General features: G+C 61.0%; 14 protein-coding genes. 11 read left to right on the forward strand and 3 right to left on the reverse strand.

The genetic code is table 11. The annotated features are described in order from the left end of the window. Window positions 1–355: 355 nt before the first annotated feature. Window positions 356–712 (reverse strand): 4a-hydroxytetrahydrobiopterin dehydratase, encoded by a 357-nt coding sequence (locus tag ACQZ2L_RS16780; protein WP_101317695.1) that lies wholly within the window; start codon window positions 710–712, stop codon window positions 356–358. Window positions 713–751: 39 nt separating this feature from the next. Beyond that, a complete protein-coding gene (gene phhA, locus ACQZ2L_RS16785; protein ID WP_181088171.1) occupies window positions 752–1,540 on the reverse strand; it encodes a phenylalanine 4-monooxygenase in 789 nt (262 codons plus the stop codon). A 254-nt stretch (window positions 1,541–1,794) separates the two neighbouring features. Between phhA and ACQZ2L_RS16790 the strand changes: the two genes are divergently transcribed. After that, window positions 1,795–3,357, forward strand: coding sequence for a sigma-54-dependent transcriptional regulator (locus ACQZ2L_RS16790; protein WP_430327041.1), 1,563 nt, complete (start codon window positions 1,795–1,797; stop codon window positions 3,355–3,357). Between the two features lie 46 nt (window positions 3,358–3,403). Here the strand turns inward: ACQZ2L_RS16790 and ACQZ2L_RS16795 are convergent, their stop codons facing one another. Beyond that, window positions 3,404–3,664: a DUF2790 domain-containing protein gene (locus ACQZ2L_RS16795; protein ID WP_430327042.1), complete on the reverse strand. Its 261-nt coding sequence runs from the start codon at window positions 3,662–3,664 to the stop codon at window positions 3,404–3,406. A 408-nt stretch (window positions 3,665–4,072) separates the two neighbouring features. Here ACQZ2L_RS16795 and acs point away from each other — a divergent pair, with 408 nt between their 5' ends. The 10 genes from acs to astD all read left to right on the forward strand — a co-directional run bounded on the left by acs (window position 4,073) and on the right by astD (window position 15,959). Continuing rightward, window positions 4,073–6,034 carry an acetate--CoA ligase gene (gene acs / locus ACQZ2L_RS16800; protein ID WP_430327043.1) on the forward strand — a complete coding sequence of 654 codons (1,962 nt, stop codon included), beginning with the start codon at window positions 4,073–4,075 and terminating at the stop codon, window positions 6,032–6,034. Between the two features lie 597 nt (window positions 6,035–6,631). Then, on the forward strand, window positions 6,632–7,417 hold the full coding sequence (locus tag ACQZ2L_RS16805; RefSeq protein WP_430327044.1) for an ABC transporter substrate-binding protein: 786 nt from the start codon (window positions 6,632–6,634) through the stop codon (window positions 7,415–7,417). 91 nt (window positions 7,418–7,508) lie between these two features. Further along, entirely contained in the window at window positions 7,509–8,198 is a 690-nt protein-coding gene (locus tag ACQZ2L_RS16810; protein WP_101317706.1) for an ABC transporter permease, read from the forward strand. Further along, complete coding sequence (locus tag ACQZ2L_RS16815) at window positions 8,195–8,893, forward strand: ABC transporter permease (protein WP_101317708.1); 699 nt, start codon at window positions 8,195–8,197, stop codon at window positions 8,891–8,893. The genes ACQZ2L_RS16810 and ACQZ2L_RS16815 overlap by 4 nt, the downstream gene beginning before the upstream one ends. Window positions 8,894–8,915: 22 nt before the next feature. Next, window positions 8,916–9,680, forward strand: coding sequence for an ABC transporter ATP-binding protein (locus ACQZ2L_RS16820; RefSeq protein WP_101317710.1), 765 nt, complete (start codon window positions 8,916–8,918; stop codon window positions 9,678–9,680). Window positions 9,681–9,779: 99 nt separating this feature from the next. Beyond that, on the forward strand, window positions 9,780–10,760 hold the full coding sequence (gene argR / locus ACQZ2L_RS16825) for a transcriptional regulator ArgR (RefSeq protein WP_430327045.1): 981 nt from the start codon (window positions 9,780–9,782) through the stop codon (window positions 10,758–10,760). Between the two features lie 261 nt (window positions 10,761–11,021). Further along, entirely contained in the window at window positions 11,022–12,230 is a 1,209-nt protein-coding gene (locus ACQZ2L_RS16830; protein ID WP_430327046.1) for an aspartate aminotransferase family protein, read from the forward strand. Window positions 12,231–12,369: 139 nt separating this feature from the next. Then, window positions 12,370–13,389 (forward strand): arginine/ornithine succinyltransferase subunit alpha, encoded by a 1,020-nt coding sequence (gene aruF, locus ACQZ2L_RS16835; RefSeq protein ID WP_430327047.1) that lies wholly within the window; start codon window positions 12,370–12,372, stop codon window positions 13,387–13,389. A 78-nt stretch (window positions 13,390–13,467) separates the two neighbouring features. Beyond that, window positions 13,468–14,496 (forward strand): arginine N-succinyltransferase, encoded by a 1,029-nt coding sequence (gene astA, locus ACQZ2L_RS16840; RefSeq protein ID WP_430327048.1) that lies wholly within the window; start codon window positions 13,468–13,470, stop codon window positions 14,494–14,496. Continuing rightward, window positions 14,493–15,959 carry a succinylglutamate-semialdehyde dehydrogenase gene (gene astD / locus ACQZ2L_RS16845; RefSeq protein WP_430327049.1) on the forward strand — a complete coding sequence of 489 codons (1,467 nt, stop codon included), beginning with the start codon at window positions 14,493–14,495 and terminating at the stop codon, window positions 15,957–15,959. The genes astA and astD overlap by 4 nt, the downstream gene beginning before the upstream one ends. The last annotated feature ends 12 nt before the right edge of the window (window positions 15,960–15,971 follow it).

Consider the following 15,971-nt stretch of genomic DNA (forward strand, 5'->3'; position numbering starts at 1 on the left):
TGAACTTTTTGCCGATCAGCTGTCGGCTAGCGTCTCGGCCGGGTCGGTCGTTAGTCTGGATCTTGTGGCCCCTCAGCTATCTTACGGCCAGCCCTTTCAAGGTTTTCATACTCCCTGAAATGCTGTGGGCGCTTCTTCTCCAACCCCGCGCATCAACGCCGTACGCGGTGCCCGTAGGAGCGGCCTTGCGTCGCGAAAGGGGCGCGTAGCGTCCCCAGATTCTCAGGTCCGCCGCAAAATCCCCGGGCCCGCCTTGCGGGCCTTTCGCGACGCAAGGCCGCTCCTACGGGGACCGCGTACGGCGCTATGCGGGTGGCGGCCCTGTCGATATCGGACAGGACGCCATTGCGAGGGTTTACTTGCGGCCTTCGGCGTTCTTGGCCACTTCATCGGTGCGGGCGCACATGATGAAGTCATTGCGATGCAGGCCTTTGATCGAATGGCTCCACCAGGTCACGGTGACTTTGCCCCATTCGGTCATAAGGCCTGGGTGGTGGCCTTCGGCTTCGGCGATTTCGCCAACGGCATTGGTAAAGGCCAGGGCGTGCTTGAAGTTCTTGAACAGGAATACCCGTTCCAGCTCCATGTGGCCGTCACGCACTTCGATGTTCCAGTCGGGGATCTGCCGGATCAGCTCGGGCAGTTCGGCTTCGCTGACCTGCGGGGCGTCGGCGCGGCAGGCTTCGCAGTGGGCTTGGTTCAAGGCATTCATGGTGTGGTTCCAATTCGAGTTGTTATCGTCAAGGTGGCTTCAGGCAGCGACCTTGGGTGGAAACTTGGGTGCATGCAGGCCCAACTGCATGCCTTGATGGACCATGCCCATGATGTCTTCATGGGCCAGGTCGAACAGGCGCTTGAGGTTGGGCAGGACGAAGTACACCGGCTGCAGGATGTCGATGCGATAAGGCGTACGCATCGCCTCGATCGGGTCGAAGGCTTGATGCTCGGGCTCGCTGGACAGACTGTAGACCGTCTCTTTGGGCGAGGAGAGGATGCCGCCGCCATAGATACGTTGGCCTTGCGCGGTATCCATCAAGCCGAATTCGATGGTCATCCAGTACAGCCGGGCCAGGTACACCCGCTCTTCCTTGGTCGCAGCCAGGCCAAGCTTGCCATAGGTGTGGGTGAACTCGGCGAACCATGGGTTGGTCAGCAGCGGGCAGTGGCCGAAGATTTCATGAAAGATATCCGGCTCTTGCAAGTAGTCCAGTTCTTCACGGGTGCGGATGAAGGTGGCCACCGGGAAGCGCTTGCTGGCGAGCAATTCGAAAAAGGTCTGGAACGGGATCAATGCCGGTACGCGTGCAACCTGCCAGCCTGTAGTGGCGCCAAGCACTTTGTTGATCTCGCCCAATTGGGGGATGCGCTCATGGGGCAGTTTGAGCTGCTCGATGCCGTCCAGGTACTCCTGGCACGCACGGCCTTCGATTACCTTTAACTGGCGGGTAATCAAAGTATTCCAGACTGCGTGCTCGTCTTGCGGGTAGTCGATAAAACCGTTCGCATCGGGCTCGCGGGCCACGTAGTGCGTCTGTTTCATGTGGCTCTCCTGGTGAGGGCTTTATTGTTTTGATTGCGACTGCCCCTAGGAATATCCCGTTGCCGAAGGTTTTGCACCGGGTTTACGCGCGCGTTAACCTGTTTCTGGCTATGGTTTCGTAACGTTAATTTTACAAAATGCCAGTGATCCCGGAAAATCACGGCCATGTGCGCTAGCCAAGCGCTATTTTTGTCAGCTTATCTTTACGACTTTTCTGCATGCCGGCTAGAAATCGGCAGCTACGAGACCTCTACATGCGTATCAAAGTGCATTGCCAGAACCGCATCGGCATCCTGCGGGACATCCTCAACCTGCTGGTGGAGTACGGCATCAACGTGCTGCGCGGTGAGGTAGGCGGCGACCATGGCAATGCGATCTACCTGCATTGCCCAAATCTGGTGAACCTGCAATTTCAGGCGTTACGGCCCAAATTCGAGGCCATCACTGGCGTATTCGGCGTCAAGCGCGTCGGCTTGATGCCCAGTGAGCGCCGGCACATGGAATTGAATGCGCTGCTGGGCGCGCTCGAGTTTCCGGTGCTGTCGGTGGACATGGGCGGCAGCATCGTCGCCGCCAACCGCGCCGCCGCGCAGTTGCTGGGCGTGCGTGTGGACGAGGTGCCGGGCTTGCCGCTGGCGCGCTATGTCGAGGACTTCGACCTGCCTGAACTGGTCCGCGCCAACCAGTCGCGGATCAACGGCCTGCGGGTCAAGCTCAAGGGCGATGTGTTTCTGGCAGATATCGCGCCGCTGCAGTCCGAGCACGATGAAAGCGAAGCGCTGGCCGGTGCCGTACTGACCCTGCACCGTGCCGATCGCATCGGCGAGCGTATCTACAATGTGCGCAAGCAGGAGCTGCGCGGCTTTGACAGTATCTTCCAAAGCTCGAAAGTAATGGCGGCAGTAGTGCGCGAGGCGCGGCGCATGGCGCCACTGGATGCGCCGCTGCTGATCGAAGGTGAAACCGGCACGGGCAAGGAGCTGTTGGCGCGCGCCTGTCACCTGGCCAGCCCGCGCGGTCAGGCGCCATTGATGGCGCTCAACTGTGCCGGCTTGCCGGAGTCGATGGCCGAGACCGAGCTGTTTGGCTACGGGCCGGGTGCATTCGAAGGTGCCCGCGCCGAGGGCAAACTCGGTCTGCTCGAGCTGACCGCAGGCGGTACCCTGTTCCTCGATGGCGTGGCCGAGATGAGCCCGCGTCTGCAGGTCAAGCTGCTGCGCTTTTTGCAGGACGGTTGCTTTCGTCGGGTCGGCAGTGATGAAGAGGTATACCTGGATGTGCGGGTCATCTGCGCGACCCAGGTAGACTTGTCCGAGTTGTGCGCGCGGGGTGAGTTCCGCCAGGACCTGTACCACCGCTTGAACGTGCTCTCGCTGCACATTCCGCCGCTGCGTGAATGCATGGATGGCCTGGACGGCTTGGTCGAGCATTTTCTGGATCAAGCCAGTCGGCAGATTGGCTGCCCACTGCCCAAGTTGCTGTCGGCGGCCATGGATAAACTTGCACACTATCATTGGCCGGGCAATGTGCGGCAACTTGAGAACGTACTGTTTCAAGCCGTTTCATTGTGTGAGGGTGGTGTAGTTAAAAGCGAGCATATCCGTTTGCCGGATTATGGTGTGCGCCAACCGTTAGGCGAGTTTTCCCTGGAGGGGCAACTTGCCGATATTGTCGGGCGTTTTGAAAGGGCGGTGTTGGAGTCGTTGTTGGCGGAGTTTCCAAGTAGTCGTGCGTTGGGTAAACGCCTGGGTGTTTCACATACGACGATCGCCAACAAGTTGCGAGAATACGCGTTGGGTAAATCAGCGGATCAATAGGGCGGATTAAGCGAAAGGGGCCTTGCGGGCCCCTGTTTCATGCTGCTTAACCGTTCGAGCAGCCGTTGCCCATTACTCGGTATTCGAGAATGTGCTGTTGGCCCTGCGAGTCTTCATAGGTCATGCGGGCCGGTACCACTTCGCAGACATTGGGCACAGCGCTCATCGAGATAACACGGGCGATGTCCAGGTGCTGCGAGTAGTTGTACTGTTCAACCGGGATCTGCTTGGCGCTGTTTGCAAGGTCGTCGGCCAGTGCCGCGGTGCTGCAAAGAGTGCCAAGTGCCAATACCAGTAACGCTTTCATTTTCGATTTACCTATACAGGGGCGAGAGGGTGCACGCAGCGCGTGTGGCGCTGCGCGTAAAACGATAATCAAGGGTTTTAATTATCTTGGGATTAACACCTGCTGGGTGGGGGCTACTGTCGGAAGTTAATCGCCTTGCCGTTGTTGGCGAGAGGAATTCTAGGCCGCGTTGTACGGCTGAAACAGAGCGGGTTTTGATAAAGACTGTTGGCAGATTCTGTAACAATCCCGCGCCGCTGTGCTGTGGCGAGGCTGGCGAAGTGCTGGCATGGCTGATCTAGAGCCATCGCTGAGGGCGCAGTGGGTAAAGGAGGGGGGCGCTACTACCAACGTCGAATGGCCCTGAGCACTCTGTTACAGTTAAAAACGGTTCCATACAAAAACAACTATTACACCGAGGTATCACAGATGAGTGCGGCTCCACTGTATCCCGTTCGTCCCGAGGTTGCGGCGACCACCCTGACCGACGAGGCCACCTACAAGGCCATGTACCAGCAGTCGGTGATCAACCCCGACGGTTTCTGGCGCGAGCAGGCTCAGCGGCTGGACTGGATCAAGCCGTTCACCAAGGTCAAGCAGACCTCGTTCGACGACCACCATGTCGACATCAAGTGGTTCGCCGATGGCACCCTCAACGTTTCCTACAACTGCCTGGACCGTCACCTTGAAGAGCGTGGCGATCAGGTAGCAATCATCTGGGAAGGCGACGACCCTTCCGAGAGCCGCAACATCACCTACCGCGAACTGCACGAGCAGGTCTGCAAATTCGCCAACGCCTTGCGTGGCCAGGACGTGCACCGCGGTGACGTGGTGACCATCTACATGCCGATGATCCCCGAAGCTGTGGTCGCCATGCTGGCCTGTGCCCGTATCGGTGCGATCCATTCGGTGGTGTTCGGTGGCTTCTCGCCAGAAGCGCTGGCGGGGCGGATCATCGACTGCAAGTCGAAGGTCGTCATCACTGCCGACGAGGGCCTGCGTGGCGGTCGCCGTACCCCGCTCAAGGGTAACGTCGACCTGGCGCTGACCAACCCGGAAACCAGCAGCGTGCAGAAGATCATCGTCTGCAAGCGCACCGGTGGCGACATCGCCTGGCACCAGCATCGCGATATCTGGTACGAAGACCTGATGAAGGTTGCTTCGAGCCACTGCGCCCCGAAAGAAATGGGCGCCGAAGAAGCGCTGTTCATCCTCTACACCTCAGGCTCCACCGGCAAGCCAAAGGGCGTGCTGCACACCACCGGCGGCTACATGGTTTACGCCGCGCTGACCCATGAGCGGGTATTCGACTACCGCCCGGGTGAAGTCTACTGGTGCACCGCCGATGTCGGCTGGGTCACTGGCCACAGCTACATCGTCTACGGCCCGCTGGCCAACGGCGCTACCACCGTGCTGTTCGAGGGTGTGCCGAACTATCCGGACATCACTCGTGTGTCGAAGATCATCGACAAGCACAAGGTCAATATCCTTTACACCGCACCGACCGCGATCCGCGCAATGATGGCCGAAGGTCAGGCTGCGGTCGAAGGTGCCGATGGCTCCAGCCTGCGCCTGCTCGGCTCGGTCGGCGAGCCGATCAACCCGGAAGCCTGGAACTGGTACCACCAGGCCGTAGGCAAAGGCCGTTGCCCGATCGTCGATACCTGGTGGCAGACCGAAACCGGCGGCATCCTCATCAGCCCGCTGCCGGGTGCGACTGGCCTCAAGCCGGGCTCGGCGACGCGGCCGTTCTTCGGTGTGGTGCCGGCACTGGTCGATAACCTCGGCAACCTGATCGATGGTGCGGCCGAGGGTAACCTGGTGATTCTCGATTCGTGGCCAGGTCAGTCGCGCTCGCTGTATGGCGACCATGATCGTTTCGTCGACACCTACTTCAAGACCTTCCGCGGCATGTACTTCACCGGTGACGGCGCCCGTCGCGACGAAGATGGTTACTACTGGATCACCGGTCGTGTGGATGACGTGCTCAACGTTTCCGGCCACCGCATGGGCACCGCCGAGATCGAAAGCGCGATGGTCGCTCATCCCAAGGTCGCCGAGGCGGCGGTGGTGGGTGTGCCGCACGACATCAAAGGGCAGGGTATCTATGTCTATGTCACCCTCAATTCCGGTATCGAGCCTAGTGAGCAGCTACGCCTTGAGCTGAAAAACTGGGTGCGCAAGGAGATCGGCCCAATTGCTTCGCCGGATGTCATCCAGTGGGCGCCAGGGCTGCCGAAGACCCGCTCGGGCAAGATCATGCGGCGGATCCTGCGCAAGATCGCCACGGCTGAGTACGATGCTCTGGGTGACATTTCGACCCTTGCGGATCCTGGGGTGGTGCAGCATTTGATCGATACGCACAAGTCGATGAACCTGGCTTCGGCCTGATTGATCGGTGTACTGGGGCTGCTTTGCAGCCCTATCGCGACACGAGGCCGCTCCTACAGTTGACCGCGTAAGATGCATGTACGCGGTCCCCGTAGGAGCGGCCTTGTGTCGCGAAAGGGCTGCAAAGCAGCCCCAATCCACAAAACCCCGCCTCGGCGGGGTTTTTGCATTCTGTTACTTCGACATTCATCGGTAACCGATTCTGTCACCGCTGTCGCACCAGGGCGGGGCATGGCTACCCAAACGAGCCCCAAAACAGGGCTTAAGACGCCGTCGGCAAAACCGATGACACGCTACACTTGCCGTATTACAAGGCTTTGCCAATAATAGGCGCACTTATTGCTTCGTTTACAGGTTGTTTCCTTTTCGCTCTTGCATAAACCGTAAGGGCTGTCAATATCGCCCGCTGCTGTTTCATGCGCTTCTATAACTAGTTGTCGCTTTGAAGAAATATCGACTAACGGGCTGTCGTTAGAATGCCACTCACTCGCTCGTGGTCTGCGGCCCTGGTCGATACCTCTCGCGGCTTGCGTTGTACCCATTCGCATTCGGGCAGCTGTTACCACCTGCCTTGTATCGTACCGATGGAGTTACCTGATGAAGAAGCTTGCACTGCTTGGCGCCTTGGCGCTGTCCGTGTTTTCCCTGGTATCGCACGCCGATGAAAAACCGCTGAAAATCGGTATCGAGGCCGCTTACCCTCCTTTTGCCTTCAAGCAGCCTGACGGCAGCATCGCTGGCTTTGACTACGACATCGGCAATGCCCTGTGCACCGAGATGAAGGTCAAGTGCACCTGGGTCGAGCAAGAGTTCGACGGCCTGATCCCGGCACTCAAAGTGCGCAAGATCGACGCGATCCTATCGTCGATGTCGATCACCGACGATCGCAAGAAGTCGGTCGACTTCACCAATCGCTACTACCTGACCCCGGCACGTCTGGTGATGAAGGACGGCACCACCGTCAGCGACTCGCTGGCCGAGCTCAAGGGCAAGAAGATCGGCGTGCAGCGCGGCTCGATCCACAACCGCTTCGCCAATGAAGTGCTGGCCCCGCAAGGCGCAACTGTCGTGCCTTACGGCACTCAGAACGAAATCTACCTGGATGTCGCTGCCGGTCGTCTCGATGGCACCGTCGCCGACGCCACCCTGCTTGAAGACGGCTTCCTCAAGACCGACGCCGGCAAGGGCTTTGCCTTTGTAGGTCCGGCCTTCACCGACGCCAAGTACTTCGGCGACGGTATCGGTATTGCTGTGCGCAAGGGTGACAAGGAAAACCTTGACCGGATCAACGCTGCCATTGCCGCGATTCGCGCCAACGGCGAGTACAAGAAGATCCAGGACAAGTACTTCAATTTCGACATCTACGGGCCTGAGGCCAAGTAAGACGTCGGACCGCAACTGTGCAATGGTGCAAACAGCAGAGGCTCTGAGGTTTGCACCATTTTTCATTCCCTAGGTCTGAGGAATCCCAATCATGTTGAAAGGCTACGGGGCAGTCATCCTCGATGGGGCGTGGCTGACGCTACAGCTCGCCCTGTCGTCGATGGCCCTGGCCATCGTGCTCGGTCTGATCGGCGTGGCGCTGCGCCTGTCGCCGGTGCGCTGGCTGGCCTGGCTCGGCGATATGTATGCCACGGTCATCCGCGGCATCCCGGATCTGGTGTTGATCCTGCTGATTTTCTACGGCGGCCAGGACTTGCTCAATCGGCTGGCGCCGCTGCTGGGCTATGACGACTACATCGACCTCAACCCGCTGGCTGCCGGTATCGGTACGCTGGGGTTCATCTTTGGCGCGTACCTGTCGGAAACCTTCCGCGGCGCGTTCCTGGGCATTCCCAAGGGGCAGGCCGAGGCCGGTGTGGCGTACGGCATGAGCAGTCGCCAGGTGTTCTTCAGGGTGATGGTGCCGCAGATGATCCGCCTGGCCATTCCGGGCTTCACCAACAACTGGCTGGTACTGACCAAGGCCACCGCGTTGATCTCGGTAGTGGGTCTGCAAGACATGATGTTCAAGGCCAAGCAGGCGGCTGATGCCACCCGCGAACCCTTCACTTTCTTCCTGGCGGTGGCTGCGCTGTACCTGGTGCTTACCAGTGTTTCGCTGCTGGCGTTGAAATACCTTGAACGGCGCTACTCGGTAGGCGTCAAGGCGGCAGAACTATGATCTTTGACTACAACGTCATCTGGGAAGCCATGCCGCTGTACCTGGGCGGCTTGCTGACCACCCTGAAACTGCTGGCGTTCTCGCTGCTGTTCGGTTTGCTGGCAGCGGTACCGCTGGGGCTGATGCGAGTGTCCAAGCAGCCGCTGGTGAATGTGCCGGCATGGCTCTACACCTATGTCATTCGCGGCACGCCAATGCTGGTGCAGCTGTTCTTGATCTACTACGGTCTGGCTCAGTTCGAGGCAGTGCGCGAGAGTATCTTCTGGCCGTGGCTGTCCAGCGCGACCTTCTGCGCGTGCCTGGCATTTGCCGTCAATACCAGCGCCTACACCGCTGAAATCATCGCCGGCAGCCTCAAGGCCACGCCCCATGGCGAGATCGAAGCAGCCAAGGCGATGGGCATGTCGCGCTACAAGATGTACCGCCGTATCCTGCTGCCGTCGGCCATGCGCCGGGCACTGCCGCAGTACAGCAACGAAGTGATCATGATGCTGCAGACCACCAGCCTGGCCTCGATCGTGACCCTGATCGACATCACCGGCGCGGCGCGCACCGTCAACGCCCAGTACTACCTGCCTTTCGAGGCCTACATCACCGCGGGTGTGTTCTACCTGTGCCTGACCTTCATTCTGGTGCGCCTGTTCAAGATGGCTGAACGCCGCTGGCTGGGCTACCTGGCGCCGCGCAAGCACTGACCGCTCTGTGAGAACCGACAGCATGTACAAACTCGAAGTCCAAGACCTGCACAAGCGCTATGGCAGCCATGAAGTGCTCAAGGGTGTTTCCCTGGCGGCCAAGGCTGGCGATGTGATCAGCATCATCGGCTCCAGCGGTTCAGGCAAGTCGACCTTTCTGCGTTGCATCAACCTGCTCGAGCAACCGCACGCGGGCAAGATTCTGCTCAACAACGAAGAGCTCAAACTGGTTGCCGGCAAGGAAGGCGCGCTCAAGGCGGCCGACCCGCGCCAGCTGCAACGGATGCGTTCGCGCCTGTCGATGGTGTTCCAGCATTTCAATCTGTGGGCGCACATGACCGCGCTCGAGAACATCATCGAAGCGCCGGTGCATGTGCTCGGCATGAACAAGAAAGAAGCCCTGGAAAAAGCCGAGCATTACCTGGCCAAGGTCGGCGTTTCGCACCGCAAGGACGCCTACCCTGGGCATATGTCCGGTGGTGAGCAGCAACGTGTGGCGATTGCCCGTGCGCTGGCCATGGAGCCGGAAGTGATGCTGTTCGACGAACCCACTTCGGCACTCGACCCGGAGCTGGTCGGTGACGTGCTCAAGGTCATGCAGTCGCTGGCCCAGGAAGGCCGCACCATGGTCGTGGTGACCCACGAAATGGGCTTTGCCCGCGAGGTCTCCAATCAGCTGGTGTTCCTGCATAAAGGGATCGTCGAGGAGCGTGGCAATCCGCGTGAAGTGCTGGTCAATCCGCAGTCGGAACGGCTCCAGCAGTTTCTCTCGGGCAGCTTGAAGTAACGCTGCACCTTTGCACCAGAATAGGGCATGCTGCGCAGCGAGCGCAGCCATCCCTGGCGCAACTGACGCCACCTCTTCTCAGGTTTCGGACCACGCCCTATGACCACCCAGCGTATCGGCTTTCTTATCTGGCCCAGCACCCGGCCGCTGACCTTGGCTTTGGCCGAAGAAGCACTGCTGGTGGCCCAGCGGGTACATCCGGAAGTTATCTACGATCTGGTGTTTCTCCAGGCCGAACCTGTCGAGCAGCAGGGCTGGCAGTTGCCGGGTGAGGCCTGGAACGGCCGTCTCGAAGGTTTCCAGAAACTCTTCGTGCTGGCTGATGAGCCGCCGCAGACGGTCACAGCCGCGCTGTCGTCCGGGCTCAAGCAGCTGGCTCGCAGCGGTTGCGTGATCGCCGGGTTGTCGGCGGGCGTCTATCCCCTCGCGCAGCTGGGCCTGCTCGATGGTTATCGCGCCGCGGTGCACTGGCGCTGGCAGGATGATTTTGCCGAACGCTTCCCCAAGGTGATTGCCACCAGCCATCTGTTTGACTGGGACCGTGATCGCCTGACCGCCTGTGGTGGCATGGCCGTGGTCGACCTGCTGCTGGCCGTGCTGGCCCGTGACCATGGCGCCGAGCTTGCCGGTGCGGTATCCGAGGAGCTGGTGGTCGAGCGCATTCGTGAGGGTGGTGAGCGCCAGCGTATCCCGCTGCAGAACCGCCTTGGCTCAAGCCACCCCAAGCTGACCCAGGCCGTGCTGTTGATGGAAGCCAACATCGAAGAGCCGCTGACCACCGATGAGATCGCCCAGCATGTGTGCGTGTCGCGGCGCCAGTTGGAGCGGATCTTCAAGCAGTACCTCAATCGCGTGCCGAGTCAGTATTACCTCGAGCTGCGCTTGAACAAGGCGCGACAGATGTTGATGCAGACCAGCAAGTCGATCATCCAGATCGGTCTGTCGTGCGGGTTCTCATCGGGGCCGCATTTTTCCAGCGCCTACCGCAACTTCTTCGGCGCGACGCCGCGGGAAGACCGTAACCAGCGGCGCAACAACAGCCCTTTCGAGCTTAGTTCGGCGCCTTCGGTCGACAAGTAGCGCCTAGGGGCCGCAAAACGGCCCCGGCAAGCATGTGAACAACTGTTCTCTCAATTACCCACCACCTCTCCCCGACGCAGCGTCCCTCCTTTACACTGCGCGATTGCGACAGTGTTTGTCGCATTGCCGAAAACCTCTGTGCAACACGGTTTGGCGCTGTAACAAGTTGTCGCTTGGCCGCAAGGACAGGCGCTGATCAGTCCTTACAATCCCCCCATCGCTCGCCAATCCCAGGCCAGCGTTTCTCTTCAGGAGACTCAGATGTCCGTTGAGCAAGCCCCGGTGCAACGTGCCGATTTCGACCAGGTCATGGTTCCCAACTACGCCCCGGCGGCGTTCATTCCGGTGCGAGGCGAGGGCTCTCGAGTCTGGGACCAGGCGGGTCGCGAACTGATCGACTTTGCCGGCGGCATCGCGGTAAACGCCCTGGGTCATTGCCACCCGGCGCTGGTCAAGGCATTGACCGAGCAGGCCAATACCCTCTGGCATGTGTCCAACGTATTCACCAACGAGCCGGCCTTGCGTCTTGCGCACAAGCTGGTCGACGCGACCTTTGCCGACAAGGCGTTCTTCTGCAACTCTGGCGCCGAGGCCAACGAGGCTGCGTTCAAGCTGGCCCGTCGTGTCGCCCATGATCGCTTCGGCCCGGACAAGCACGAAATCATCTCCACCGTGAACAGCTTCCACGGTCGCACCCTGTTTACCGTCAGCGTCGGTGGCCAGCCGAAGTACTCCGACGGTTTTGGTCCGAAGATCACCGGCATCAGCCATGTGCCTTACAACGACCTTGAAGCGCTCAAGGCACAGATCTCCGACAAGACCTGCGCGGTGGTGATCGAGCCGATCCAGGGCGAGAGCGGCGTAGTGCCGGCTGACCTGGCTTACCTGGAAGGTGCGCGCAAGCTGTGTGACGAGCACAACGCGCTGCTGATCTTCGACGAAGTGCAGACCGGTGTCGGCCGTACCGGCCACCTGTATGCCTACCAGCATTACGGCGTGACCCCAGACATCCTCTCCAGCGCCAAGAGCCTGGGCGGCGGCTTCCCGATCGGCGCCATGCTGACCACCGACGACATCGCCAAGCACCTGGTCGCCGGCACCCACGGCACCACCTACGGCGGCAACCCGCTGGGCTGCGCCGTGGCCTGTGCAGTGCTGGATGTGATCAACACGCCGCAGACCCTGGCCGCCGTCACTGCCAAGCATGAGCGCTTCAAGGCACGCCTGGAGAAGATCGAGCTGTTCAGTCTCGTCCGTGGTGTCGGTTTGCTGATCGGTTGCGTGCTGACCGATGCCTGGAAAGGCAAGGCCAAGGACGTGCTCAATGCCGCAGAAAAAGAAGGCCTGATGGTGTTGCAGGCTGGCCCGGACGTAGTGCGTTTTGCACCGAGCCTGGTCGTCGAGGATGCCGATATCGACGAAGGCCTGGACCGCTTCGAGCGTGCCGTGGCCAAGCTGCTGCAGGGCTGACCTTCAGCGATTCTGTCGCCGTTGTCAGCAGTGCCAGCGGCGACAGCAGAATTTCAGCGCGGGTGCCTTGCCTCAGGCGGGCACCCGCCGTTTTGCCGCACCACGCTGTGCGGCCTGTATTCCCGAAAGGAGTGACACCATGCTGGTAATGCGCCCCGCGCAAATGGCTGACCTGAATGAAGTGCAGCGCATGGCTGCGGACAGCCCGGTTGGTGTCACTTCGCTGCCTGATGACGCTGCGCGTCTGGGCGACAAGATTGCCGCATCGGAAACCTCGTTTGCCGCCGAGGTTAGCTTCAATGGCGAAGAGAGCTACTTCTTCGTGCTCGAAGACACCAGCACCGGCAAGCTGGCCGGCTGCTCGGCCATCGTTGCCTCGGCGGGCTACTCGGAGCCGTTCTACAGCTTCCGCAACGAGACCTTTGTGCATGCTTCGCGCGAGCTGAAGATCCACAACAAGATCCACGTCCTGTCGCTGTGCCACGACCTCACCGGCAACAGCCTGCTGACCAGCTTCTACGTGTTGCCGGAGTTGGTTGCCAGCGGCTTTGCCGAACTCAATTCGCGCGGCCGCCTGCTGTTCATGGCCGCCCACCCGGAGCGCTTTGCCGACTCGGTGGTTACCGAGATCGTCGGCTACAGCGACGAGCAGGGTGAGTCGCCGTTCTGGGATTCGATCGGGCGTAATTTCTTCGACCTGAACTATTCCGACGCCGAGCGCCTGTGCGGGTTGAAGAGCCGGACCTTCCTCGCCGAGCTGATGCCGCATTACCCGATCTATGTGCCGCTGCTTCCGGACCACGCCCAGGAGGCGATGGGCCAGGTGCATCCGCGGGCGCAGATCACCTTCGATATCCTCATGCGCGAAGGTTTCGAGACCGAGCATTACATCGACATCTTCGACGGTGGCCCGACCCTGCACGCACGTGCCTCGGGGATTCGTTCGATCAGCCAGAGCCGAGTGGTCCCGGTCAAGCTCGACGATGCCGCGGTCAAGGGTGGTCGCGCCTATCTGGTCTGCAATGGCCAGCTGCAGGATTACCGCGCCGTGTTGCTGGAACTGGACTGGGTGCCGGGCAAGCCGGTCAGCCTGAGTAGTGAAGCGGCCGATGCCCTGGGCGTCGGTGAAGGTGCCAGCGTGCGCCTGGTCGCTGTGTGACTGGCCTGGCCGTAGCGCCAGCGCCCGCGACCCGCACCCGTCTTGCGGCCGGCACAGACCGCCGCTCAAGGAGATAGCATGATCGTTCGTCCCGTACGCAGCAGCGATTTACCCGCGCTCATCGAAATGGCGCGCAGCGCCGGTACCACTGGCCTGACCACCTTGCCGGCCAACGAAGAGCGGCTGGCTCAGCGCGTGCGCTGGGCTGAAAAGAGCTTCACCGGTGAAGCCGGGCGGGCCGACACCGATTACCTGTTCGTGCTGGAAAACGATGAAGGCCTGGTGGTCGGCATCAGTGCCATCGCCGGCGCCGTCGGCCTGCGTGAGCCCTGGTACAACTACCGGGTCGGCCTGACGGTGAGCGCTTCGCAGGAGCTGAATATCTACCGCGAGATCCCGACACTGTTCCTGGCCAACGACCTCACCGGCAACTCCGAGTTGTGTTCGTTGTTCCTGCGCAGTGATCACCGCAATGGCCTCAACGGTCGCTTGCTGTCGAAGGCGCGCATGCTGTTCATCGCCGAGTTTCCTGAGCTGTTCGGCAAGAAGGTCATCGCCGAAATGCGCGGTATCTCTGACGCCGCAGGCCGTTCGCCGTTCTGGGAGTCGCTGGGCCGGCACTTCTTCAAGATGGAGTTCAGCCAGGCAGACTATCTGACTGGCGTGGGCAACAAGGCCTTCATCGCCGAATTGATGCCCAAGTTCCCGCTGTACACCTGCTTCCTTTCCGAGGCTGCGCGCAGTGTGGTCGGCCGGGTGCACACCGACACCGAGCCGGCGCTGGCCATGCTCGAGCGCGAAGGCTTCAACTACCAGGGCTACGTCGACATCTTCGATGCAGGCCCGGCAATCGAATGCGACACGGCAAAGATCCGTGCTGTGCGCGAAAGTCAGAACCTAGTGCTGGCAATTGGCACCCCGGGCGAAGATGCCACGCCGTACCTGATCCACAACCGCAAACGTGAAGACTGCCGCATCACCGCAGCGCCAGCACGGCTGGCGGCCGGCACGCTGGTGGTTGACGCGCTGACGGCGAAACGCCTGCGCCTGGGCGTGGGTGACCACGTGCGCGCAGTCACCTTGTCCGCCAGCCGGGAGGCGCAGTGATGACAACCCATTACATCGCAGGGCAATGGCAGGCCGGCCAGGGTGAGGCGCTGCAGTCGCTGAACCCGGTCACCCAGGCGGTCGTCTGGGCAGGGCAGGGCGCTGCTGCTGGCCAGGTTGCAGATGCAGTAGCCGCAGCTCGCCAAGCTTTTCCGGCCTGGGCTCTGCTCAGCCTGGAGGCACGCATCGCGGTGCTGGAAGCCTTCGCCGAGCAGCTCAAGGCCAATGCTGACGAACTGGCCCGCTGCATCGGTGAAGAAACCGGTAAACCGTTGTGGGAGTCGGCCACCGAAGTCACCAGCATGGTCAACAAGGTGGCGATTTCGGTGCAGAGCTATCGTGAACGCACCGGTGAAAAAAGCGGCCCGCTCGGCGATGCGACTGCCGTGCTGCGGCACAAGCCCCATGGCGTAGTGGCGGTGTTCGGCCCGTACAACTTCCCCGGCCACTTGCCCAACGGGCATATCGTGCCGGCGCTGCTGGCTGGCAACTGCGTGGTGTTCAAGCCCAGCGAGCTGACCCCGAGAGTGGCCGAGCTGACGGTCAAATGCTGGATCGCGGCGGGTTTGCCTGCGGGCGTGCTCAATCTGGTTCAGGGCGCCCGCGAGACTGGCGTGGCGCTGGCTGCCGATACCGGTATCGACGGTTTGTTCTTCACCGGCTCCAGCCGCACCGGCAACTTGTTGCACCAGCAATTTGCCGGGCGCCCGGAGAAGATTCTGGCGCTGGAAATGGGCGGCAACAATCCGTTGGTGGTCGATCAGGTCAAGGACCTCGACGCGGCCGTCTACACCATCATTCAGTCGGCGTTCATTTCTGCTGGTCAGCGCTGCACCTGTGCGCGTCGCTTGCTGGTGCCCGAGGGCGCCTGGGGTGACAGCCTGCTGGCGCGGCTGGTCGAGGTCTGCCGCAGCATCACGGTTGGCGCCTATGACCAGCAACCGGCGCCGTTCATGGGGTCGGTGATTTCCCTGGCGGCAGCCCAGGCCCTGCTTGATGCTCAACAAGCGCTGATCGGCAAGGGTGCGCTGGCACTGCTGGCGATGACTCAGCCGCAAGCAAGCGCAGCGCTGCTGACGCCTGGCATCATCGACGTCACAGGCGTTGCAGAACGCCCAGACGAAGAATTCTTCGGGCCGTTGCTGCAGGTCATTCGTTACGCCGACTTCGACAGCGCGATCGACCAGGCCAACGCCACTCAATACGGCTTGGCCGCCGGTTTGTTGTCCGATTCGCATGCGCGCTACCAGCACTTCTGGCTGCGTAGCCGCGCCGGTATCGTCAACTGGAACAAGCAGCTCACCGGTGCCGCCAGCAGTGCGCCATTCGGTGGCGTCGGCGCCAGCGGCAACCACCGCGCCAGCGCTTACTACGCAGCCGACTACTGCGCTTACCCCGTGGCATCGCTGGAGACCGCCAGCCTCGCCTTGCCGGCGACATTGACGCCGGGCGTCACCCTATAACAAATGGTCTCG

Source organism: Pseudomonas shirazensis (genome assembly GCF_050496565.1).
In the GTDB taxonomy this organism is placed as follows: Bacteria; Pseudomonadota; Gammaproteobacteria; order Pseudomonadales; family Pseudomonadaceae; genus Aquipseudomonas; species Aquipseudomonas shirazensis_A.